The organism is Arcanobacterium phocae (assembly GCF_900105865.1).
GTDB classification, from domain to species: domain Bacteria; phylum Actinomycetota; class Actinomycetes; order Actinomycetales; family Actinomycetaceae; genus Arcanobacterium; species Arcanobacterium phocae.
Window position 1 is genome coordinate 894680 of record NZ_LT629804.1, and the last position, 22751, is coordinate 917430.

At 51.7% G+C, this 22751-nt stretch carries 18 protein-coding genes; 10 read left to right on the forward strand and 8 right to left on the reverse strand.

Annotation, left to right across the window (positions count from 1 at the left end; all coding sequences use genetic code 11):
- Nucleotides 1–2: 2 nt before the first annotated feature.
- The gene (locus BLT51_RS03850) at nucleotides 3–1970 is read right to left on the reverse strand and encodes a glucose PTS transporter subunit IIA (protein WP_091280113.1); all 1968 of its coding nucleotides are present in this window, start codon (nucleotides 1968–1970) and stop codon (nucleotides 3–5) included.
- A gap of 176 nt (nucleotides 1971–2146) precedes the next feature.
- Here BLT51_RS03850 and pepT point away from each other — a divergent pair, with 176 nt between their 5' ends.
- The gene (gene pepT / locus BLT51_RS03855; RefSeq protein WP_091280116.1) at nucleotides 2147–3361 is read left to right on the forward strand and encodes a peptidase T; all 1215 of its coding nucleotides are present in this window, start codon (nucleotides 2147–2149) and stop codon (nucleotides 3359–3361) included.
- Between the two features lie 39 nt (nucleotides 3362–3400).
- On the opposite strand, the gene BLT51_RS03860 is transcribed toward pepT, so the two are convergent.
- The 3 genes from BLT51_RS03860 to BLT51_RS03870 form a co-directional block, all read right to left on the reverse strand.
- Nucleotides 3401–3802 carry a DUF4870 domain-containing protein gene (locus tag BLT51_RS03860; RefSeq protein WP_091280117.1) on the reverse strand — a complete coding sequence of 134 codons (402 nt, stop codon included), beginning with the start codon at nucleotides 3800–3802 and terminating at the stop codon, nucleotides 3401–3403.
- Between the two features lie 67 nt (nucleotides 3803–3869).
- Nucleotides 3870–5126, reverse strand: a complete 1257-nt coding sequence (locus BLT51_RS03865; protein ID WP_091280120.1) for an alpha/beta fold hydrolase — start codon at nucleotides 5124–5126, stop codon at nucleotides 3870–3872.
- 9 nt (nucleotides 5127–5135) lie between these two features.
- Entirely contained in the window at nucleotides 5136–5984 is an 849-nt protein-coding gene (locus BLT51_RS03870) for an FAA hydrolase family protein (RefSeq protein ID WP_231943985.1), read from the reverse strand.
- Nucleotides 5985–6075: 91 nt separating this feature from the next.
- On the opposite strand from BLT51_RS03870, the gene BLT51_RS03875 reads away from it, so the two are divergent.
- Entirely contained in the window at nucleotides 6076–7032 is a 957-nt protein-coding gene (locus BLT51_RS03875; protein WP_091280125.1) for an L-lactate dehydrogenase, read from the forward strand.
- Nucleotides 7033–7118: 86 nt separating this feature from the next.
- On the opposite strand, the gene BLT51_RS03880 is transcribed toward BLT51_RS03875, so the two are convergent.
- Nucleotides 7119–7649, reverse strand: coding sequence for an LppP/LprE family lipoprotein (locus tag BLT51_RS03880; protein WP_157672888.1), 531 nt, complete (start codon nucleotides 7647–7649; stop codon nucleotides 7119–7121).
- 92 nt (nucleotides 7650–7741) lie between these two features.
- Nucleotides 7742–9952 (reverse strand): NADP-dependent isocitrate dehydrogenase, encoded by a 2211-nt coding sequence (locus BLT51_RS03885; RefSeq protein ID WP_091280130.1) that lies wholly within the window; start codon nucleotides 9950–9952, stop codon nucleotides 7742–7744.
- A gap of 218 nt (nucleotides 9953–10170) precedes the next feature.
- On the opposite strand from BLT51_RS03885, the gene BLT51_RS03890 reads away from it, so the two are divergent.
- From BLT51_RS03890 to BLT51_RS03905, 4 genes are all read left to right on the forward strand, one after another.
- Nucleotides 10171–10623, forward strand: coding sequence for a protein-tyrosine phosphatase family protein (locus BLT51_RS03890; RefSeq protein ID WP_157672889.1), 453 nt, complete (start codon nucleotides 10171–10173; stop codon nucleotides 10621–10623).
- Between the two features lie 113 nt (nucleotides 10624–10736).
- Nucleotides 10737–11504, forward strand: a complete 768-nt coding sequence (locus tag BLT51_RS03895) for an alpha/beta hydrolase family protein (RefSeq protein ID WP_091280133.1) — start codon at nucleotides 10737–10739, stop codon at nucleotides 11502–11504.
- A gap of 25 nt (nucleotides 11505–11529) precedes the next feature.
- Nucleotides 11530–12822, forward strand: a complete 1293-nt coding sequence (locus BLT51_RS03900; protein WP_091280135.1) for a M18 family aminopeptidase — start codon at nucleotides 11530–11532, stop codon at nucleotides 12820–12822.
- Nucleotides 12819–14360: a class I adenylate-forming enzyme family protein gene (locus BLT51_RS03905; protein ID WP_091280136.1), complete on the forward strand. Its 1542-nt coding sequence runs from the start codon at nucleotides 12819–12821 to the stop codon at nucleotides 14358–14360. Before BLT51_RS03900 ends, BLT51_RS03905 begins: the two co-directional genes overlap by 4 nt.
- Here the strand turns inward: BLT51_RS03905 and BLT51_RS03910 are convergent, their stop codons facing one another.
- Nucleotides 14361–15401 (reverse strand): lipoyl synthase, encoded by a 1041-nt coding sequence (locus tag BLT51_RS03910; RefSeq protein ID WP_231943996.1) that lies wholly within the window; start codon nucleotides 15399–15401, stop codon nucleotides 14361–14363.
- A complete protein-coding gene (gene lipB / locus BLT51_RS03915) occupies nucleotides 15386–16189 on the reverse strand; it encodes a lipoyl(octanoyl) transferase LipB (protein WP_091280140.1) in 804 nt (267 codons plus the stop codon). Before lipB ends, BLT51_RS03910 begins: the two co-directional genes overlap by 16 nt.
- Nucleotides 16190–16457: 268 nt before the next feature.
- Here lipB and BLT51_RS03920 point away from each other — a divergent pair, with 268 nt between their 5' ends.
- The 4 genes from BLT51_RS03920 to BLT51_RS03935 all read left to right on the forward strand — a co-directional run bounded on the left by BLT51_RS03920 (nucleotide 16458) and on the right by BLT51_RS03935 (nucleotide 22433).
- On the forward strand, nucleotides 16458–17465 hold the full coding sequence (locus BLT51_RS03920; protein WP_091280142.1) for an ABC transporter permease: 1008 nt from the start codon (nucleotides 16458–16460) through the stop codon (nucleotides 17463–17465).
- Nucleotides 17465–18427 (forward strand): ABC transporter permease, encoded by a 963-nt coding sequence (locus BLT51_RS03925; protein WP_231943986.1) that lies wholly within the window; start codon nucleotides 17465–17467, stop codon nucleotides 18425–18427. The genes BLT51_RS03920 and BLT51_RS03925 overlap by 1 nt, the downstream gene beginning before the upstream one ends.
- Nucleotides 18424–20553, forward strand: a complete 2130-nt coding sequence (locus BLT51_RS03930) for a dipeptide ABC transporter ATP-binding protein (protein WP_091280147.1) — start codon at nucleotides 18424–18426, stop codon at nucleotides 20551–20553. Before BLT51_RS03925 ends, BLT51_RS03930 begins: the two co-directional genes overlap by 4 nt.
- Before the next feature lie 188 nt (nucleotides 20554–20741).
- A complete protein-coding gene (locus tag BLT51_RS03935; protein WP_091280150.1) occupies nucleotides 20742–22433 on the forward strand; it encodes an ABC transporter family substrate-binding protein in 1692 nt (563 codons plus the stop codon).
- Nucleotides 22434–22751: the final 318 nt, after the last annotated feature.

Sequence of the window (22751 nt, forward strand, 5' to 3'; positions counted from 1 at the left end):
CCTTAACGTTCGGTTGTCACACCTGGCGTTAGTACAGTTGCGTGGTCAGCTAACTGCGGTGTGACCGCTGCGAATGCGCGAGTATTAGTGACCGTAACGATAACCGTCGTCGCGTAACCGGCAGCAATGACTTTCTTAAAGTCTACCGTGACAAGTGGCATTCCGGCAGAGATATGCTCGCCTTTGGAAACTTTGACGGAAAATCCGTCGCCCTTCATATTGACGGTATCAACGCCAACATGGACGAGAACTTCGGTTCCGTCGTCGGACTTAATCCCAAACGCATGACCAGACTTAGCGACGCTGGAAACCGTACCAGTAATCGGCGCTACCACAGCAGTCTCACCAATGGCTTCGATATCCGGAATAACTCCGAATCCTTCACCAAGGGCACGGGAGGCGAAAACCTTATCGCCAGTTTCATCGAGCGAAATAACTTTGCCTTCAATTGGTACCCCAACCGCATTTTCCGGAAGGTCGACGACGAGGGTTTGCTTCGTCGATGGGCGATCCTCACGTGGCCGGTAATCCAAGAAGATAACCGCAAGCATCGAGGTAACGAATGCTACTGCGATTGCGATGAGGTAGACCCATGCCGGATCGAAGACCGAAATGGTCAGGCGCGAAGTGAAGACGAATGCGTCCGTCTTGACGCCACCGTATGGCAAGCTCAAAATCGCGATGGTCACGCCACCAGCCAAACAGCCGGCGAGGAGACGCGAGTAGATCATCTTGAAACGCAGATGGATACCGTAAAGTGACGGTTCTGAGATACCGCCGAAGAGGCCCGCAGCTAACGCACCGGATGCAGTTTGGCGCATAGCAGTGTCTTTGTCACGGATGGACAAGAAGAGCACACCGGCAGTAGTACCGAAACATGCGAAGTTCCAGGCGCCCATTGGGCCTTGGATGAAGTCGTAACCCAGGGTTTGGATGTTGACGAGCATCATGGCGTTCAGCGGCCAGTGCAAGCCGAGCGGGACGAGGAATGGGTAGATGAGTGGAATAGCGATAGCGAAAACGAATGGGGCAGCTGAGTTCATCCACGCCAAACCGAAGCCAAGACCGTTACCGATCCAGATACCCAATGGGCCAATAAGGAATGCGGTTAGTGGGATAACAACGAGCATCGAAATGAATGGCACGAACACCATTTGGACGTTGCTTGGGATGATCTTCTTCAGATTGTGATAAATCAGCGCTAGGACCGGGATCATCATCAATGGAACGAAGACATTGCCGGAGTAGTCAGGCAGAGTCAGCGGCAAGCCAAAAACGTCAATCGAACAGGTCGTCTGCTTGATCGCTTCGTTTTCTACACATTGCAGTGCAGAGAAAGCGTCTGGGTTTGACAGCTTCAAGAAATCTGGCGTGAGGAACGCTGCCATAATGGTTGCGCCCAGCCACGGGTCGATCTTCAGCTTCTTGGCGGCGTTGAATGCCACCATAATCGGCAGGAAGTAGAACACCGAATGCCACATGGCGTCGACGAATACCCAGCCTGGTGCTTTATCGGCGGCACGGAAGTCAACCACATGCAAGGCGTCGAGTACGGCTGCGAACGCAATAATCAGCGATGCGCCAAGAAGCACGCCGAGGATGGGACGGAACGAATCGGAGAGATACTCGAAGAAGGTATCTAGCCACGCCGACTTACCGCGGGTTTTTGCTCGAGCAGCGGCTTTCACGTCGTCGTCAGACTTAGCGTTAGTGCGGCTAGCCATTGCTGGCAAGCTGTTAATCGCGCTGTACATCGATTCGACTGCACCGCCTACGATCACCTGGTAGCGGTCACCTGACTGAGGCATGACACCCAAGACCTCTGGGATCTTTTCGAGCTCGTCAGCATTTACGGCACTGGAATCGTTTAGCTCAAACCGCAAGCGTGTGGCGCAGTGGGTTAGCGAACGTATGTTTTCCGGTCCACCGATGGCGTCGATGATACCGTTGGCACTAGTTTTTATAGACATCCTTGTCCTTCTGTTCTGCGGGAAATAAAAAAGACCCAAGGCACGGCTAACCGTGACTTGAGTCTTGCCTAAAAAGTTGCAACCTCTATAGATTAGTTCCATCATACGAATAGGAGAATAGTACGTCAAGCATCTGACACAATTGCCTCCATATTCGTTACCAGATAGGTTGATTGATGACCACGCCAGATATTCGAATCGAACTTGTTGAGCGTTTTATGCGTTATGCAACTATCACCAGCCAATCTGATGCGAGGCAAACTTCCGTGCCGACTACGCCAGGGCAGACGGAACTTGCTGAACTACTAGCGAACGAGTTGCGTGGCTTTGGTGCGCACGACGTCGTCCTTGACAATCATGCCTGCCTAACGGCTCGGTTTCCGGCGACGACGGCGGGTCCGACGATTGGCTTTTGTGCACATCTGGACACTGCCGACGTCGGGTTGTCACCACACGTTCAACCACAGATCGTGCGCTATACCGGCGAGCCTATCGTCTTGGGTGCTGGTCATGTTTTAGACCCGGAGCAATATCCAATGCTTGAGGACTATCTCAACCATGACATTATTTGCACTGATGGAACGTCGGTGTTGGGTTCTGACGATAAAGCTGCGCTCGCGTCTATCATGACGGCTCTGGCACATCTGGATGCTGCGCCGCATCCGGAAATTGTGGTTGCTTTTGTTCCCGATGAAGAGATCGGGTTGCGCGGAATTAAAACACTGGATTTGGCACGGTTCGATGTTGATGCGGCCTACACTGTGGACTGCGAAGGTCAGGCAACGATCGCCTATGAGACGTTTAATGCTGGTCAAGCCATCGTTAATATTACGGGAATTAGTGCACACCCGATGTCGGCAAAAGGTGTTATGGTTAATCCGAATCTTGTTGCATACGATCTGATTGGCTGCTTCGATCGGTCCCAAACTCCAGAATGTACCGCAGGACGAGAAGGCTATATTTGGGTCCACAGTATTGACGGCAACCAAGCGCAAACCCAAGTTCTGCTCCACATTCGCGATCACGATCGGGCACGTTATGAATCGCGTAAAGACGAGATTCGTGCCGCGGTTACGCGCATCCAATCAGCACATCCACGAGCCCGTATTACTTGCGAGATTACGGATGTGTACGGCAATATTGCGGACGCTTTAGACCCCCAAACCCAGTGGGTTGTTGATGACATGCGGCAAGCGGTGCGAGCTACTGGGTGTGAGCCGGTACCGCTTATCATGCGCGGTGGCACCGATGGGTCGTATCTATCATCCCAAGGTATTCCTACGCCCAATATGTTCACTGGTGGATTTAATTTCCATTCAGTCTACGAGTTTTTGCCACTACCAGAATTCGAGCGCTCGTTCCGTACCGTGTGGACATTAATGACGCGCTAGACCAGCAAGGTCTAGCGCGCCCACTACTGAAAAAGGAGTTCAGGAAAGAATCTTGAACTGGAACGGGTAGTGATGGAGCCGGCCTTGATTTACTGCCGAGAATGCTTTGAGATGGTGCCAGATTGTGAGCACGAGGCTGGCAATGATCAGTGCGATTCCCAATGGTGAGAGCAAAATAGTAAAAACCATAATCCAGCCAACGATATACATCAGCCACATACCGATATTGAAGTTAAACGAATCGGCGGCAGCGTGACGCACGAAGCGACTGGAATCCTTTTTGAGTGCCCAAATAACGAGCGGCCCGAGGAAAGAAAGCGACGCTGCAGATACCAGCATGGCGATAAGCGCAGACAGGTGCGCCAGCTTTGCCCACGTGCGTTCGTCGTCGGTCACTGACTCAAGAATGAGTCCGTCAGAAGTGTAAAAAGTATTATCCATATCCTTATTATCTGTTTCCGCTAGGTTCAAGCGAAGGGGTTCTTCTCAAGGCGTATCTGGGATCTAGTTACCGGTAGCGTCGCCCGTCAGCAAGATCAAACATGTGGTCGAGTATATCGCCGCCCATAGCACGCAAACCGTTGTGCTCGTGACCGTTGGTAATAACTTGTTTGATGCCTGGCATAAGATCAACTGTTGCCATCGATAATTCAAACGGTACGAAAGCATCACGAACATAGATTGTTGCGGCACCTTGAGCATTGCTGTCGCGCAAAATCTGCGGATCAAAGAGCTTAGGCCACTGCCGGGATGCGAGTGCACGGGTAACATCCGCCCACGGCTGCCATGCTGGCACCGTGTCACACCAAGCCTCATGTAGATGCTCACCGGTTAACAAGGTAGGGTCTTCGCGGAAGTCTGACGGCATCACCCGATCAGCAGACCAGTTCGTGGTGGCTCCATTCGCACCGCAGGCTTCATGAAGCAGAAAGTAAATCGGGTTTCGGCCGCTGAACGGCAGGTTTGTAGCCAGGTCATAGCTCAGCTGCAGCGAAGTCGGATCCCACTCCAATAGGTGATGGAGTGCTTGCCAGCCTTCATTGCGTCCTAGGTCCATCCCTAAGGAACGAATCCGTGACGGGGTGACGATTTCACCGTCAGGCAAAACAACATCTCCGGCTTCGGCACGTTGGAGCAGAGTCCGCATCCGCTCCCGATCCTGCGGGAAATGCGCATAGTAATTTTCCGATAACCAGCGCATTTTATTAAACGTGGCAGAGTAAAAATCGTCAACATGTCCAGTTACTGGCGGCAAACCACCCGTAAAGAAAGCATGATGAACAGATTCTGGGTGCCGGCTGAGATAGCAGACGGCAGTAAACCCACCGAAGCTTTGCCCCAGAAGATTCCACTGCTCGGGACGGGCTCCGAGGCGAGCTCGCAGAGCTTCAGCGTCTTCCACGATGGCATCGGCGCGGAAATGGCTTAAATAGTCGGCAACAGTTTGCGTGTTACCCATTTCCAGAAGATCTGGGGTTACCGGTGTAGAACGCCCGGTTCCACGTTGATCGAGCATCACAACGCGGTAGCGTTTCAACGCTGCCGTGAGCCAGCCAGGCGAAGCCGGATTGTGAGCTATCCGGGGTGCTTCAAAGCCTGGCCCGCCCTGAAGATAAACCAGATAAGGCAAGTTTTCGCCACCTTCAGGCGTGATCACCTGGGCGAAGATTGACAGCGATCGGGAATCGGATTCGTCGTCGTAAACAAGGGGAACGGTCAGTGTATGATCGTCTAACCGCAGACCCTGAAGATACGTTGTTTCCATGTCACTTCCTTAAACGAACCGCGCCGAAATTGTTCCCATCCGGCCATAATCGCTCAAGATCACGTCACCACGTTCAACTGGCATAGCACGAGTGAACGAACCCGCAAGGATAATTTCGCCAGCATCCAAGAACTGATCTGTGCTCGCAAGCGTATTGGCAAGCCAGGCGACGCCGTGCGCTGGATGATTCATCACTCCGGCCGCAACGCCGGTTTCTTCGATCACTTCGTTCTTGTACAGCAGTGCAGAAATCCAGCGCATATCGATGTCTTCTGGGCGTAGAGGTTGCCCGCCCAAAATCATGGCACCGAAGTACGAATTATCGGCAACTGAATCGACCACGGTTCGGCCCGGGCCGCTCACGCGCGAGGACAGGATTTCTATTGCTGGGGTAACAAATTCCGTGGCGCGCAATACGTCATAAATAGTTACTTGCGGGCCTTCTAGCTTGTCTTTCAAAATGAATGCCAGCTCAACCTCAACGCGCGGCTTGTTGAATATGTCGAAGTCAATCAAAGCTGAGTTTTCATAGATCATGTCTTGGAAGATCGTGCCGAATGCTGGTTCGGTGATACCACGAGAATCCTGTGCTGAACGAGCAGTCAGACCGATTTTACGGCCCACGAGCCGGCGGCCAGCATCCAATTGTTCTTCTACCCAAGCGGCCTGGATTTCGTATGCGTCGTCAATGGTGGCATGCGGAAGTTGCTCTGAAATGCGAGGCAGTAGTTCCCGGGTATGTTGAGCTTTGCTAAGTTTACGAGCGATTTCCGTTGCAAGTGACCTATCCATGGCGGTTCCTTCCTTGCAGTCCGACGACGACGATGGCCTCGGCCGCGATTGTTCTTCTAGTTTCATTGTGTCACTTTTGAGGGGGCCAATGCTACCGGCCAGAAAGTGTGATCAACATTCTGCAGACATTTACGTGGAAAACCGGGATAATAGAAGTATGACTACTCAATTTAAAACGAAAATGTCGGTAATCGGTGCAGGGTCGGTTGGTACCGCTCTTGCTTATGCAGCTATGTTGCGTGGCTCTGCCAACGTTGTTGCTCTGTTTGATATTAACAAAACAAAAGTTGACGCTGAAGTTCTCGATTTGGCTCATGGTACCCAGTTCATGGCAGGTTCGGAATTAATTGGTGGTTCTGATATTACGGTCACCGCAAATTCTGACATCGTTCTGATCACTGCTGGCGCTAAGCAAAATCCGGGGCAAACACGGCTGGAGTTGGCAGAGAAGAATGCTCGCATTCTCGAAAGCCTCATGTCAGATTTGGTCCCGCTGTCACCAAACGCTATCTTCGTTCTGGTAACGAACCCGGTTGATGTTCTTACTGCTGCGGCAGTGAAATTCTCAGGGCTTCCGGCTGGACGCGTGTTCGGTTCTGGAACTGTTCTTGATTCTTCGCGTCTGCGGTGGCTCGTTGGCCGTAAGATTGGTGTCTCGCCACGTTCGGTCCACTCCTTGATCGTTGGCGAACACGGTGATAGCGAATTTGCGCTGTGGTCATCAGCTACGATCGGCCAAGTTTCCTTGCGTGATTGGTGCAATGACAAGGGCGAGAAGGTCTTCTCCGATGACGTTCTGCACGAACTTGAACAAGAAGTCATCAATTCGGCTTACAAGATTATCGAAGGCAAGGGCGCAACGAACTACGCTATCGGTGTTGCCGGTGCTCGAATCGTGGAAGCGGTTCTTAACAACCAGCGCGCGATTCTGCCAGTGTCGAGCGTTTTGAATGGCTCATTCGGAGTCGAAGATGTAGCCCTTGCTGTGCCATGTATCGTTGGCGCTAATGGCGTGGAACGTCCGATCGAATTCCCAATGGATAGCGTGGAGCGAGCTCGTTTCGATGCTTCTGTTCAGGCGTTAACAGCCGCTCAAAAGACTATCGGGTTGTAGAACATTCGTTAGACCCTCGTTAGGGTTAAGCCAGTCGGGGAGTGTCATGAATCCATGACACTCCCCGACTGACTTATATCGACGTTTTATTCAGCGTCAGCGGTTTCGTGAACGCCACCGCCAGCAAATTCATTTGGTGGCAGGCTACCAGTACGGGTAGGCTGTGACCTTCCGTCGTCCCAGACGTAGGTTGCTACTGCAGGCTTTGGCATAGTCTTTTCATCATCTAAGTACCAGGTGCGCTCAACTTGGATTTCAGAATCAGAGACGCGAGAAACTTTCGGTTCGCCAAGATATGGGCGTGCTTCTGATGTTCCGGCGAAAACGCCGTTGTGGAACAATGCAACTTCGTATGGCTCGTCCGAATTAGGGGTTCCGGTTGGGATAACAATCCACGATAGCGCCTTGCACGAGTCATATGTGCTTGTATCTGCCGCTGCTAGATCCCAGTTTTCAGCTGAATCTGCTGGCAGACCTTCCCACGCGGGGTTGAGTTCAGTTGCGGCTTGAGCCAATGCTTCGTCGCCAGTTGTTTCGGCGCAATCTGAGCATCCAACGAAAGCGATTAAAGCAATTGGAAGGCACGCACCCATACGTGCCAAACTCTTGCGAGTCATTTTCCTTCTTCCATTAGTATCAACGATTAAACCAAGAAGATACATTACCACTGTCAACGTTTTTCCGGAGGTTGGTGGCAATGGGACATAACTCAGATGTGGTCAATAATGGAGTTCAAGCGCGCCGAAGGGCGCATAACTGCTTGCACACGAGCCGGATCGGGATCATAGTAGCCCCCGAGATCTACCGGCTTTCCTTGGACTTCGAGCAGCTCACGCTGAATATCGGCGGCGTAGTGCTCCAGTAATCTAGCCGGCTTCGCGAAAGTCCGAGCCAGTTCGGTATCATCTGGTTGATGTGCCAGAGCCTGCGCCCAATAAGTTGCCAGCCACGCATGCGAACCGCGACTATCTAGTTGTCTCACAGCTGCTTGAGGTGAGTAACCGTTAGCCAAGACCTGCTCGGTCGCATAGTCCAAGGTATCGGCCAGAATATCGGCTCGCCGATTGTTCATAGTTCGTCCAACATGGCGTAACGATTCAGAAACTGCCAGAAACTCCCCGAGGGAATCCCATTGCAGATGATTTTCGGCTAGTAACTGCCGGGTGAGCTTGGGAGCAGTTCCGCCCGCCCCAGTCTCAAACATTCCGCCACCAGCCATGAGTGGAACCACCGATAACATTTTCGCAGATGTCCCTAGTTCCATAATCGGGAACAAATCCGTAAGATAATCGCGCAGGACGTTTCCAGTAGCAGAGAGAGTATCTAGCCCAGCTCGCAGGCGGCCGAGAGTTTTCTTTGTAGCGTCCGGTATCGACATGATACTGACATCGAGCGTGTCAGTATCTTCATCAGCTAAAAACTCGTGGACATAAGCGGTCATAAGACGATCGTGGGCACGCTCTGGATCTAACCAGAAAATGACTGGCGTATCAGAGTAGCGCGCTCGTGACAGTGCCAACTGCACCCAATTCATAATCGGGGCTTTTTTCGTCACGCAACCACGGAAAATATCCCCGGCATACACTGGCTGGGAGACGAGCACGATGTCGTCGTCGGACACAATATCAACCCGACCACCGTCCGGGGCAACAAACGTCTTATCGTGAGACCCGTACTCTTCGGCCTGCTGAGCCATCAAGCCGACGTTCGACACGCTACCCATCGTAGACGGGTCGAAAGCGCCGTTTCGTTGGCAGTCTTGGATAACCACACGGTAGACATCGGCGTATGACGAATCTGGAATCACCGCGATCGTATCGCTCAATTCACCGTCTGGTCCCCAGAGCTTGCCGCCATTGCGGATCATTGCGGGCATTGAGGCATCGATGATCACATCCGATGGCACATGCAAGTTTGTGATACCTTGGGCTGCATCAACCATAGATAGCCGTGCCCCAGAGTGGAATTCGCAGTCAAACGATTGTCGGATGCGGGCGCCGTCGTCGGCCTGATCTAATCCGGCGAAGATACGTGTCAATCCGTCGTCGGCATGCAAGCCGAGTTCAGTCAATCGTGGTCCAAAATCGGTAAAAGTTTGGGGGAAGAATGCGCGCACGGCGTGTCCGAAAATAACTGGATCCGAAACCTTCATCATGGTCGCTTTGAGATGAAGTGAGAATAATAAATCTGATGAGGACGCTTGGGCGATACTGTGAGACAAGAACGAGCGGAGCTTACTGACCTCCATAATTGAGGCATCAAGGATATCGCCGGCGTCGAGTTCAATGTTGTCAGTCATCGTCTGCTGCTGGCCTGCAACAGACGTGAAAACGATACGCGCCCGTGTTTTTTGCTCGACGACGACGGACTTCTCCGTATGCTTAAAATCCCCCGCTTTCATTGTGGTGACGGTAGTTTGTGAATTGGCGGGCCAAGGTTCCATGCGATGCGGATGGGAGCGGGCAAAGTTCTTGACGGCCCGAGGCGCTCGACGATCTGAGTTGCCTTCACGCAGCACTGGGTTTACCGCCGACCCAAGGACTGAGTCGTATCGCTTACGCACGTCGTGTTCCGCACTAGTAGTGGGATGTGCTGGATACAGTGGGATATCAATGCCGTGTTCTTGTAGCTCATTGATAGCTGCTATGAGTTGGGGCAGTGAGGCTGAAATATTGGGAAGCTTAACGATATTTGCAGCGGGGGTGCGGGTAAGGGCGCTGAGCTGTGCCAGTGCGTCCAGACGTTGTTGAGAAGGTGGAAGTCGATCTGAAAAAGCAGAAATAATCCGGCCCGCTAATGAAATGTCTTGGGAAGTGATGTTGGTGTGAGCGTGCTTGGCGAATGCTGAAACGATGGGCAATAACGAAGTGGAGGCAAGCATAGGAGATTCGTCCGTATGAGTGTAAAAAATCTGAGCCATATCTGGTCTCCTTTGACGTCGATCGGTGCACCACTCATTAGATGTCTTGATATAAAGATTATCAGGGATGGAGAGAAATGTGTGCTGAATCAAACTCTCGATGTGAGCTTGCTTGCCAAAACTTAAATTTCGCCCATACCACTAGGGAAAAGTAGCAAAGCATTGGTAATTTTGAACTACATCATGAGGCATGCATGAGGTATCAAAGGAGGCAGACAGTGGCAACTTGGAAAGATGGCGCTGGCGTCATTACCCTACCGTCTGGACGTCGTGTCCGCGGACGGTCATGGCGAGTAGTCACTGAAGAACAAGCTGATCTAGCTATTGTTCTTACCACCTCCGTAGGAAACCGCTTTGGAGCACCAACGATTATGTCCCGCGCTGGCGAAACGATCGCTATCGATTGGCCGGATTACCGGCTTCCACGCCGCCCAGCTCAAGCCCTCCAAACTCTACGCGATGCGTTGAGCCAAGCAGCCGATAAAAAGGTTGAAATTACCTGTGCTGGGGGAGTGGGACGAACTGGCACTGCGCTCGCGATTCTTGCGGTATTTGATGGGATGGATCCCCATGACGCAATTGACCTTGTGCAACGCGAATATAATCCGCAATCGGTTGCTTCACCAGCTCAGCGAGCATTCGTCATGGACTTGGGTGCAGACGTTAACTAGTGCCTTCCAACCTGCGGTCGCTGTATCGTTTTAGGCCGTGGCATTTCACTCACCTGTTGGAAAATCGTATTGGCTAACGTGAGTTTTGAAGATATTTGCGCCATACTTATCCCATGTTCATTGATCCGGCAACACCCACGAGTCCAGAGCGTCATGTCCTTGAGACGTTGGCGGCCCTTAGCGTTGCCAGCGAGGAAATCGAGTCTTACGGGACGCATCCTTCGCAAGTTATCGAATGGTATGGTCCAGCTGACGGTGAGCCAGTAGTTTTCGTTCATGGTGGAGGATATCGTTCTCACCTCTCCATCGCTCATGCGCGACCAGCTGCGTTAGCACTCGGCGAAGAAGGCTACCGAGTAGCTCTCATTGAGGTGCGAAAAGAACAGAGTAATCCGGACGTAACATTGCAAGATCTCCAGACTTTAGCGCTACGTCCAGATCTGGCACAAGCGACGTGGATTGGTCATTCTCTTGGCGGAACCTTGGCGATCGACGTCGTCCTCGAACCGAGTTTACCTCCGAAAAAAGCGATAGGTTTAGCGCCATTTTGTCAGCTTATCGATACTGACAACAGTCATCCGGAAACCGCAGGTATTGCGGAATGGATCGGCGGTACGACTGCCGAGAAGCCGCAGATGTACGAGAAGCTGGATCCTCTTACCCGGTTAGAAGAACTTGGCGAAGCTGGATTTGCAGACGGGGGTCTCAATATCCAAGTCATTCATGGGGAAGATGACCTGATCATTCCAGTGGCACATGTGCGTGAGCATGCCGCCAGTCCGATTAGGATTGCTATTGTTCCGGGTGCTAACCATGCAGATCTTATTCGACCTGGACACGATGCCTGGCTCTTCTTACTAGGGGCGCTCCGGGCGGACTGACGCATGAGGGATTAGAATAAGACCCATGAGTAATCTCGATTCTTTTTCTTCTCGTTCATACGCCCAAGCATTCGGCGAATTCATCGCTGAGTCCCCCACCTCGTATCACGCTGCTGAGCAAGTAGCTAACCAACTTGTTGCCGCTGGTTTTGATCGCTGCGAACAAACCGAGGCTTGGCCACACATTTCCCGCGGAGTCATGGTTATTGCCGGAGCTGTGGTAGCTTGGCAACTTCCAGAGAAGTTCACTGCACACACCGGAGCACGGATCGTCGGGTCGCATACAGATTCGCCGTCGTTCAAAATCAAACCGGTCGCAACGTCCACGGTTGCTGGATACTCGCAAGTAAACGTCGAAGTTTATGGTGGTCCGTTGCTAAACTCCTGGCTAAATCGAGACCTCGGAATTGCCGGTCAGATAGTAACAACTGATGGGGAACGCCATCTTGTTAAAACAGATGCCCTGATGACGATCCCGCAACTCGCGCCACACTTGGATCGGTCTCAGAATGATGATCTCAAATTATCTCGGCAACGCGATTATCATCCTGTGTGGGCAGTAGGTGAAGCAGATGTTATGGAATACATCTGCGCCAGTGCAGGTATCGATGCAGAACACGTAGCCGGCACAGACCTCTACGCATATGACACCGCCGAGTCCCGGATCTACGGCGGGCCGAACAAAGACGCCTTCTTCTGTTCTGGGCGGCAAGACAACCTTACCTCGGTGTACGCCTCGCTCCAGGCTTTTCTTGCGGTGGCGCAAGCAGATAAAAAGCATGATGACGTGTTGATCTTTGTGGCATTCGATCACGAAGAAGTCGGTTCTGGAACCCCGACTGGCGCGAGCGGACCAATTCTAGAAAGTACGTTGCGCCGAATCGTTGATTCCTCAGAACTCGCAGGTGATGAAGGCTACTGGCGGTTCATTGCGCAATCGTCATGTATTTCAGCCGATGCTGGCCACGCTATCAATCCAAACAAGGTGGAAAAACACGATCCGGCACACCATCCGATTCTCGGCGGCGGCCCGCTACTGAAAATCAATTCCCAGCAGCGCTACGCTACGGACGCTATCGGTTCTGCTACGTGGCTGCGTGCCGCTCACCAAGCCGGTGTGCAAACGCAAGAGTTCGTTTCGAATAATGACGTGCCTTGCGGGACCACGATCGGACCACTAACCGCGACCCGTTTTGGTATGACCACGGTGGATGTGGGGGTTGCGATGCTCTCCATGCACTCGGTTCGCGAAATAACAAATCCGGGTGATCTGCTTGCTATGGCAAAAATCCTTGAGGCCTATTGGATGGGGGCATGAAGCCTCGATACAATCCAGCTGACGCGCTTGATCTCGCTGCTGCTAATCACGGTGGCCGAACGGCAATTCACTATGGCAAAAAAGCGTTGAGCGTATCCGACTGCGCACATATCACACGGCAGTTGGCACAGCTCTTAGCCGATCGCGGAGTCGGAGCCGGAGATCGAGTCGCGTTAGTAGCGCGCAACTGTCCGTATCACATGCTGCTTCATATTGCTTGTGCGCGGATTGGCGCCATTTTTGTTCCGGTTTCCTATCGATTCGCGCAGCCCGAACTTCGTGATGTTCTGGACTTTGTTCAGCCCGTCGTAGTTGTGGTGGATCCGGAAACGGCCCAGGTGTGTGACAGTTGGATACCAGCAGATACCTTCGTGATCGATGACGACGACGAGTTCGCGCCCCTCCCGAGCGATCTGTGGGTAGGTTTCGCTCCCTTATCAGCGAGCTACCGGTTGTACCAGGGAACGAATATTTTCTTGCGGGATACCGATGATTCCCAGGGCGGGGCAATGCTGTTAACTTCCGGCTCGACCGGGCGCCCGAAAGCCGTCTACCTTACGCACGAACAACTATGGTGGGGTTCGCAGAATTTTCGCGAAGGGTTCGAGTACTCTAATTACGACGTCGAACTCGTGACGGTACCGTTGACGCATGTTGGTGGATTTAATGGAACAACGTTGGATCTGTTTTCGCATGGCGGCACAATCGTGATTATTCGTGAGTTTGATCCCGGCCGGGTGCTGGCAGAGATTGAGCAACATCGGGTAGCCATGATGTTCGCTGTTCCTACTATTTATGCGGCACTTCTAGCACACCCTGATTTTGAGAAGCATGACCTATCATCGTTGCGGTTGCCGCTTATCGGTGGAGCTATCTGTCCGCCAGATTTGCTCAGCCGAATGGCACAGCACGGTTTACGGCCGTTAAATGTGTGGGGGATGACGGAAGCTGCAGCAGCTGGTTTCATGCTCTCACAAGATCTTCTTGAGGAAGCTCCCGGCGCCATCGGGATCCCCTTTCCGCATGTCCATGCAAAAATTGTTGATTCGCGTGGCTGCGAATCGGATACTGGTGAACTTGTTATTTCTGGTCCGAATGTGGTTGACGGATATTGGCATGATCCTGGTTTTAGCGCCGAGGCATGCCGGGAGGGTTGGCTGTATACCGGCGATATGGCGCGTCGTGACGAAGCCGGATACGTGTGGGTTCTGGGCAGAATTGGCCAGCAGATCAACACCGGTGGCGAAAAAGTTAATCCCGAAGAGGTGTCTCATGTTCTGCGGCAGCTTGCGTATGTGCGAGATGTTGCCGTCGTGGGAATTCCCGATCCAGTGTGGGGCGAAGCCGTGGCGGCGGCAGTTGTGTTAGCGCCGGGCGCCGAGTTACCAGAAATAGGGGAGATCAGAGAATTTGTGGCGCAACATATTGCACGCTATAAAGCTCCCCGGGTAGCTATTACAGTGACAGCCTTACCGACGAACGCCAACGGCAAAGTCGATATGGCAGCAGTTAAAGAGCTGATTGAGCAGAGTATTTAATTAGTGCCCACGAGCCACGAGCGTGGCTGCTTCTTGGCGGGCATGGCCGCCGCCAACTCCGAGTCCGTGTTCTGCGGACGCCCCAATAGCTTTCAAGTTCTCCGGAATCTCCCAGCCCTTATGGGCCATTGCGCGTGCCCATAACGAGCCAGAACGATATGAGGAACGCACCAATGGGCCAGCCATGATGCCCGCAAATCCCATCTCGTATCCGATCTTGGAGAGCTCGACGAATTCTTGTGGCTTCACCCAACGGTCAATTGGATGATGCAACGGTGACGGGCGTAAGTACTGCGTGATGGTCAGCAGGTCGCACTGCGCATCCTTGAGATCTTGCATTGCCTGGATAATCTCATCACGTGTTTCGCCCATGCCGAGGATCAAGTTGGACTTGGTGATCAGACCTGATTCCGAAGCGAAAGTGATGAGGTCGAGAGAGCGCTCATAACGGAACGCTGGCCGGATTTTCTTGAAGATACGCGGCACTGTTTCGAGGTTATGTGCCAAAACTTCCGGCCGGGATTCAAAGACGTGGACGAGTGACTTTTCGCCGCCGCGCATGTCGTCAATCAAGAGCTCAACACCGGTGGTGGGGGACATGCTGTGGATTTGACGGCAGGTTTCGGCGTAGAGCCACGAGGCGCCGTCGTCGAGATCATCGCGCGTAACTCCGGTGATGGTGACGTAGTTCAGACGCATATCAACCACTGACTGGGCAACGCGCCGCGGTTCGTCACGATCGTATTCGGTGGGGCGTCCGGTCTTAATAAAACAGAAATCGCATCGGCGAGTACAGATATCGCCGCCGATCAGGAATGACGCTTCGCGGTCTTCCCAGCACTCATAAATGTTTGGACAGTTCGCTTCGGCACAAACAGTGTGGAGCGAAGCCCCTTCCATGCGGGACCGCATATCGGTGTATTCGGTTCCTACTGTTGCTGTGGTCTTAATCCAGCTTGGTTTTTTCTCGATGGGGGTTTCGCGGTTGCGTTCCTCGACCCGCAGTAGTTTGCGATGCTCGGGATTTACTCGGTCTGCGATGGCCACGATGCCTCCTTAGTAGGGGTTTTAGCGACAGATTCTCGTTTCCATGTTACGCCGGTTTGCGGGGGTGGCGTGGTCTGCTGGGCGAGAGCTTCTTCTAATAGCTGAGTTGGGTTGGGGTGAACGACGACGGCGGATTCCGGCCGTTCTAAAAACTGTTGATATGCCTGCACGAGATGAGGGATAAGGGCCTGTGCAGTGTTTTCTAGAGTTGTTGCTACTCCTAATTGAGCCAAGGAGGTTACGCCAGCGTCAGTGATACCGCAAGGGATGACGCGCATAAATCGCTCTAAATCGGTAGTAACGTTAAACGCCATCCCGTGCATGGTGGCGTCGTTGGCAAACTTAATTCCGATAGCGCAAAGCTTTGACTCTAGGTGGGTTGGCATGTTCGCTGCGTCAATCCATACGCCAGATCTCCCCGCTACCGCTTTGGCCTGAATCCCAAATGTACTGACTGCATCGATAAGGGCGCTTTCGGTGCTACGAACAAAAGCGACAACGTCCTTAGGGGCAGTGACTTTCACAATGGGATAGATCACGAGTTGGCCGGGGCCATGGTAGGTTACCGAACCGCCACGGTCCATCGTAATAACTGGAACGTCGTCGTCCGGAATGTCCTGTGGCTTAGTTCGTCGCCCCGCAGTATAGGTGTGCTCTGATTCCCAAACGATGAAGGTGTCGGGAGCTTGCTGAGATGCCACTCTTTCGTGGATATATCGCTGTAAAGCATCGATATGCATGTATGGCAATGGGCCATGGTTAAGAAGATTTATGATCTGCACACTATAAGCCTAGACCGGGACGTTGGTCATGTGTTAATTGGAGTGGCGTAAACCAAATAAATCGTCCATTTGAATAGATATAAAAGGTGTTGGATAAGTATGACTATGTTGTCACATCACGCTAATGAGTGGAATATCTTCCGCGAAGTCACGGTACAATGTGATTCGAAGTATTCTTTCGGTATACACTCCACTGATAAGAGAATAAGAAAACCGGTGTTTTATCGTCCCTGCGAGGCGGAGAACACCGCCGGACAGAAAGCCTCGCATGTTAAAGTTCATTCTTCGGCGACTGCTGAACTATCTGCTTTTGCTGGTAGTAGCAGTTACCCTTGCCTACTTTATCGCCGGCACCCAGCTGGACCCGCGTTCGAAGCTCATTGAAGCTGAGATTTCTTCTGGTAAGAACATTTCATACGAACAAGTTGTGCATACAGTTGATCAGCGTCTGACTGGTTGGAACATTAACCCAACTGATCCAATCATGGATCGATTCGTTCACTGGGTTGGCATGATTAGCCACTGGGACTGGGGATATTCGCCTCAGGGAAGCAGTATCAATGCAGAAATTGCTAACCGTGTTCCAATTTCTCTTCAGCTCGTCTTCTTAGGCTTCTTCATCGGAATTCTCGGTGGAGTCGCCCTTGGTGCTTGGGCTGCAGTACATCAGTACTCTAAGCGCGATCGCATCATTTCGATTGCGGCGATGATCATTATTTCTACTCCGGCAATGGTTATTGCGGTATTCCTACAGATCGGTGCAACATACGCCAATCAGGCCGCAGGATACCAGATCTTTAATTTCATTGGACCAACCTCTGCCATCCCGCCAGACGGTTTCTGGCTCCAACTCTTTGATCGTCTACAGCACTTGTTACTGCCAACAGTTTCGATGGCACTGTCCTCGATCGCTTCCTATTCCCGTATCCAGCGTAACTTGATGCTTGATACTCTCGGTGCAGACTATGTTCGCACAGCCCGAGCAAAGGGCGTCCGTTTCGGAACTGCAATCCGTAAGCACGCGCTACGTACTGCGCTTATTCCGATTGCGACTTACTTTGCTTTCGGTATCGCAACTCTGATCCTCGGCGCTGCTATTACTGAACAGGTCTACGGCTGGAACGGTATGGGTATTTACTCGGTGGGCACAATTACCGGTGCCGATATTAACGGTACTGCGGCGGTTGTGGCTTTTGCTGGAACGTGTACGCTAACCGGTGCTTTCTTGTCCGATGTTGCCATTTCCATGGTTGATCCACGAGTAAGGGTGGGATGATGACTACTGAACATTCCCCAATGGTGAGCCGGGCTGATGTTGATACTGTTCAAGCTCAGCTCGAAAAAGACGCTCAGATTCGCCTAGAAAGCAGCCACCGCTACACGCGTGGCCAATTGATTCGGCGTCGGTTTTTACGCAATTGGACTGCGGTAGTCGGAGTTTTCATGCTCGGCGGCGTGATCCTCTTTGCGCTATTCGGTTCCTACCTCAGCTCATGGGACTATCTCACCCGTGATCGTACGGCTGCGTTACAAGCTCCGTCTCCTAACCACTGGTTCGGAACAGATAACCGTGGTCGCGATCTATTTGCGTTGACTGTTCAAGGTTTGCGCACCTCGCTGGTCATTGGTTTCTCGGTTGCATTCTTACAAACTGGTTGGGCTGCGCTTTTCGGATCGTCGATTGCATACTTTGGCAAGTGGGTAGATAAGGCCGGATCGTGGATCATCGATCTTATGCTCGTTATCCCATCATTCTTGCTGATCGCTGTGATTAACCAGCGTTTGGGTGGCCAGTCTGGCTCAGTTCCAGTACTGATCTTCCTTCTAGCGCTATTTGGATGGATGCTGACGGCACGCGTGGTTCGTTCTATGACCATGTCAGTGAAGAATCTGGATTACGTTCATGCCGCTCAGTACATGTCAGTTCCACCTTTCGTCGTCATTGTTCGCCACATCATTCCGAATATTTCTTCACTACTGATTATTGATTTCACACTGGGAATCGCAGGTGCAGTTTTGTCTGAGACAACACTGTCCTATTTCGGTTTGGGAATTAAGGACCCACAGATTTCTCTCGGTGGCTTGATCGGTTCGGGCCAATCGTCTGCACTTACGCACTCGTGGCTCTTCGTTCCACCGGCATTGGTTCTGGTTTTCATGCTGGTATCAGTGAACTTTATTGGTGACGGTCTCCGTGACGCTATCGATCCAACATCTAAGTCTGGAGGAAAAGCATGAGTAGGAAAAAAGACGCGGTGACGTTTGATTCAAGCGATCTTCCTCAAGCACAACCAGGTGTTCCTATCGTTGATGTCACCGATTTGCATGTTCGCTTCCCGTCTGAAGACGGTGTAGTCCATGCAGTTCGAGGCGTAAATTTCTCGGTTAACTCCGGTGAAGTTCTCGGAATTGTGGGCGAATCCGGTTCTGGTAAATCGGTTACCTCGATGGCGATTATGGGTCTATTAGACCAATCGGCACAGGTTGAGGGTTCAGTCAAACTTCACGGAACCGAAGTGCTGGGCCGTTCTGATGCTTACATGTCTAACGTGCGTGGTAAGACTGTGGCAATGGTGTTCCAGGATCCGCTATCTGCGTTGACCCCGGTGTATACAATCGGTGATCAGATCGTTGAAGCCTTGAAGGTTCACGATCCCAATATGCCCGATTCACAATACCGTGAGCGTGCAATTGAGCTCTTGACGATGGTTGGTATTCCTAATCCGGAAATCAGGGTTAAGGCATTTCCGCACGAATTCTCTGGCGGTATGCGTCAGCGAGCTATGATCGCTATGGCGATTGCCAATAAGCCAGAACTTATTATCGCTGACGAACCAACAACCGCTCTGGACGTAACGATTCAGGCACAGATTCTTGACGTATTACGAATGGCTCAAAATGAACTGGGCGCAGCCGTTATTATGATTACTCACGATCTGGGTGTGGTAGCTGGATTAGCAGATAAAGTCGCTGTAATGTATGCCGGTCGTGTAGTTGAGTCCGGTTCAGTTGATGAAATCTTCTACCATTCTGCAATGCCATATACAATTGGTTTGCTCGGATCGTTGCCACGTCTTGATTCTAAGAAGGAATACCAGTTGGCAGCTGTTGAAGGTAATCCGCCGTCGATGCTCTTTGAGCCAACCGGTTGTCCGTTCGCGGCGCGTTGTCCGGTAGCCCAACCACACTGTCTGGATGGAGAACCGGCGCTGGCTGAAGTCAAGTCTGCCGATGACTATCAACATCGGGTGGCGTGTAAGCGTGCTGAAGAGATTCGCCATGAATCACGCAAGTACACCGACATTTACCCGCTTCCGGCGGCGGTTCCGCCGCCATTCGCAGTTCCACGTGAGCAGCGCGAAGAAGTCCTGCGTGTTGAAGGCATGACTCGTTACTTCCCGTTAATGAAGGGGTCCGTGTTCCGTCGTCAAGTTGGTACCGTTCATGCGGTAGATGGTATTGACCTTGACATTCGCGCTGGCGAAACACTTGGTCTGGTTGGCGAGTCTGGTTCTGGTAAGACGACGACGCTGATGCAGGTGCTCGATCTTGTCAAGCCACAAAACGGCAAGATTGTTGTGATGGGTGAAGATACGTCCGAACTATCACGCGCCGATCGTAAACGAATTCGTCAAGATCTGCAGGTTGTTTTCCAGGATCCGATGGCTTCGTTGGATCCACGTTTCCCGGTCTTCGATATCATCGCTGAGCCATTGCGCTACGGCGGCTGGAAGAAAGAAGACATTCCAGGTCGCGTTGAAGAGCTAATGAAGATGGTTGGGCTGGAGCCAGCTCACGTGAATCGTTATCCGCGAAACTTCTCCGGCGGTCAGCGTCAGCGTATCGGTATTGCACGTGCGCTTGCATTAGAGCCGAAGTTGCTCATTTTGGACGAACCAGTTTCGGCACTCGACGTGTCCATCCAAGCAGGTGTCATCAACTTGCTCGATGAACTGCGTTCTAAGATGTCGCTGTCGTACCTGTTCGTTGCTCATGATCTATCGGTCATTCGCCATATCGCAGATCGCGTGGCAGTCATGTACCTCGGTAAGATCGTCGAAGTCGGAGACGTCAACTCGGTCTTCGAAGCTCCGCAGCATCCGTACACGCAAGCTTTACTCTCGGCAATCCCGATTCCGGATCCGCATAAGGAGCGTAGTCGAGATCGTATATTGCTTGAAGGCGATCTTCCGTCTCCAGCAAATCCGCCAAAGGGTTGTCGTTTCGTTACCAGATGTCCACTATATAAGACATTAAATGAAAGTGAGCAAGCTCGCTGCGAAGCGCATCATCCAGACTTCCAAGTACTTGGAGATGATCACAAGGCGGCCTGTTACTATCCGCGAACTGTCACCCTTTTCTAAAGGTTGAAGTGTTGAAAATCTAAGCTAATTGACATCTGGGCTGGGCAATAATTTGTCTAGCCCAGATGTATTTTTATGCACATTTTATTAAAGATACATGAAAATAATTTACCTTTTACTGAAATGTAGTCTAGGCTTGGGGGTATCACTCCAAGAACTTGTAGGAGTTAGTCCCAGAGGAGGACCATATGAAAATTAAGAAAGCAGGCTTTGCTCTTGTAGCTGCCTCGGCGCTGGTGCTCAGCGCTTGTTCTGGCCCAGCATCGTCGGGTTCTTCCGACGGCGGAAAAGCTGGAGCACTTCCAACTTCGGATGTTAACCGTGTTGACTCGGCTAAGTTGAAGGATGGCGGCGATCTTCGTGTTGCTATCCAAGCGATGCCAACCAACTTCAACCCACTTCACGTTAACGGTAACACTGTTGAACTTACCGATCTCTATGCCAAGATTTCTGCGGGTAACTTTATTTATGCAGACGATGGCTCATGGGATGTCAATAAAGATTACGTGAAGTCGTATGACGTTGAAAATAAAGAAGACGGCGACGCTAAGATGACCGTCAAGCTTGAACTCAACCCAGAAGCCAAGTGGAATGATGGCACGCCAATTAGCGTTGCCGATTACCAAGCTAGCTGGAATGCATGTAAGTCACCTGATACTGGGTATGACTGTGCTGCAACAGACGGTTGGGAGAACATTCTTTCCATCGAAGCTGGTAAGGACGATCACGAAGTTATCGCGAAGTTCGATCGTGAGTACCCGGATTGGTCCGCAGTTTTCTCCGGTGCGCTTCCAGCTAAGGGCATTTCTGATCCAGCAGTCTTCAACGAAGGCTGGACTCCAGACCCAGCAGTCCTCAACAACTTCATTTCTGGTCCGTTCAAGTTCAAGAGCATTGACCAGGCAACTAAGCGTATTACCCTAGAGCGCAATGATCTCTGGTGGGGCGAGAAGCCAAAGCTTGATACCATCACTTTCTCGGTTCTCGATAACAAGGCACAGGCTAACGCATTTGCTAACAACGAGCTCGATATTGTCGATCAGATCATTGACGCAGCAACCTATGAACTCGTTAAGGGTCGTCAGAATGCTGCTATTAAGCAGTCTGCTTCAACTCAGTGGCGTCACATTACGCTGAACTCCAACGCTGAAGCACTCAAGGATGTTGCCGTCCGTCGCGCAATCCAAAAGGGCATCGACGCTGCTGACTTCCTAACCACCGATATGGCTGGCTTGCCAGTTGAAGGTCTCGATCTTTCCCTTGGAAACCACTTCTTCATGCCAGGCCAAGAAGGCTACGAGGATCACTCAGTCAAGTTTGATCCAGAAGGAGCTAAGAAGGACCTTGAAGATGCTGGCTACAAGATGAACGAAACTACCAAGTTCTTCGAGAAAGACGGCAAGGAACTTTCCTTCAAGTTCACTCGTTTGACTGGTATCCCAACCTCTGAGTCTGCTGCTGCACTTTTGAAAGAACACATGAAGAACATCGGTATCAAGGTTGTCTTTGCTGACGTCCCACCGGCTGAGTTCTCCAACGTTCTTGAAGCAGGCGAATTCGAATCCATCGCATTCGGCTGGCGTGGAACGCCGTACCCAATGGCGAATGTTGGCCAGATCTACGGCTCTGGTTCGGCATCGAACTTCTCCAAGGTTGAAGATCCAAAGATCGACGAGTATGTTGAAAAGATTTCTTCTGAGCCAGATCACAAGAAGCGTGTCAAGCTCACCAACGAAGTCGACAAGATCATTTGGGACAACGTTATGACCATCCCGGTTTACTACCGTGCAACCCTCACCGCTGTTCCAGCTAACTTGGCTAACTATGGTGCGAAGGCATTCGAAACCTTCCTCCCAGAGAAGATCGGTTACACCGAGTGAATCGTATGAGTTTGTAACTGCTTGTCAGTTATAACCATCAAGTAGTGGCAGGATAAGTACTTCTTATCCTGCCACTACTGCACTGTGATAAACTTATACTCATGAATTACCGCATGCTTTTCGCCTAGATACGCTGGTGCGCTACGAGCGCCACGATTTATTTAATCCACGTAACATCCTGCTATATACACCGTGTATATCCTGCCTGCAGGTTAAGAAAGCAATAATTATGGTGAACAAACATTCCTCGTCGGTGGCTACACGTCCCTTTGACGTTGGGCCACAGCCCACATCGTGGCCTAGATTTTTCGAGTTTTC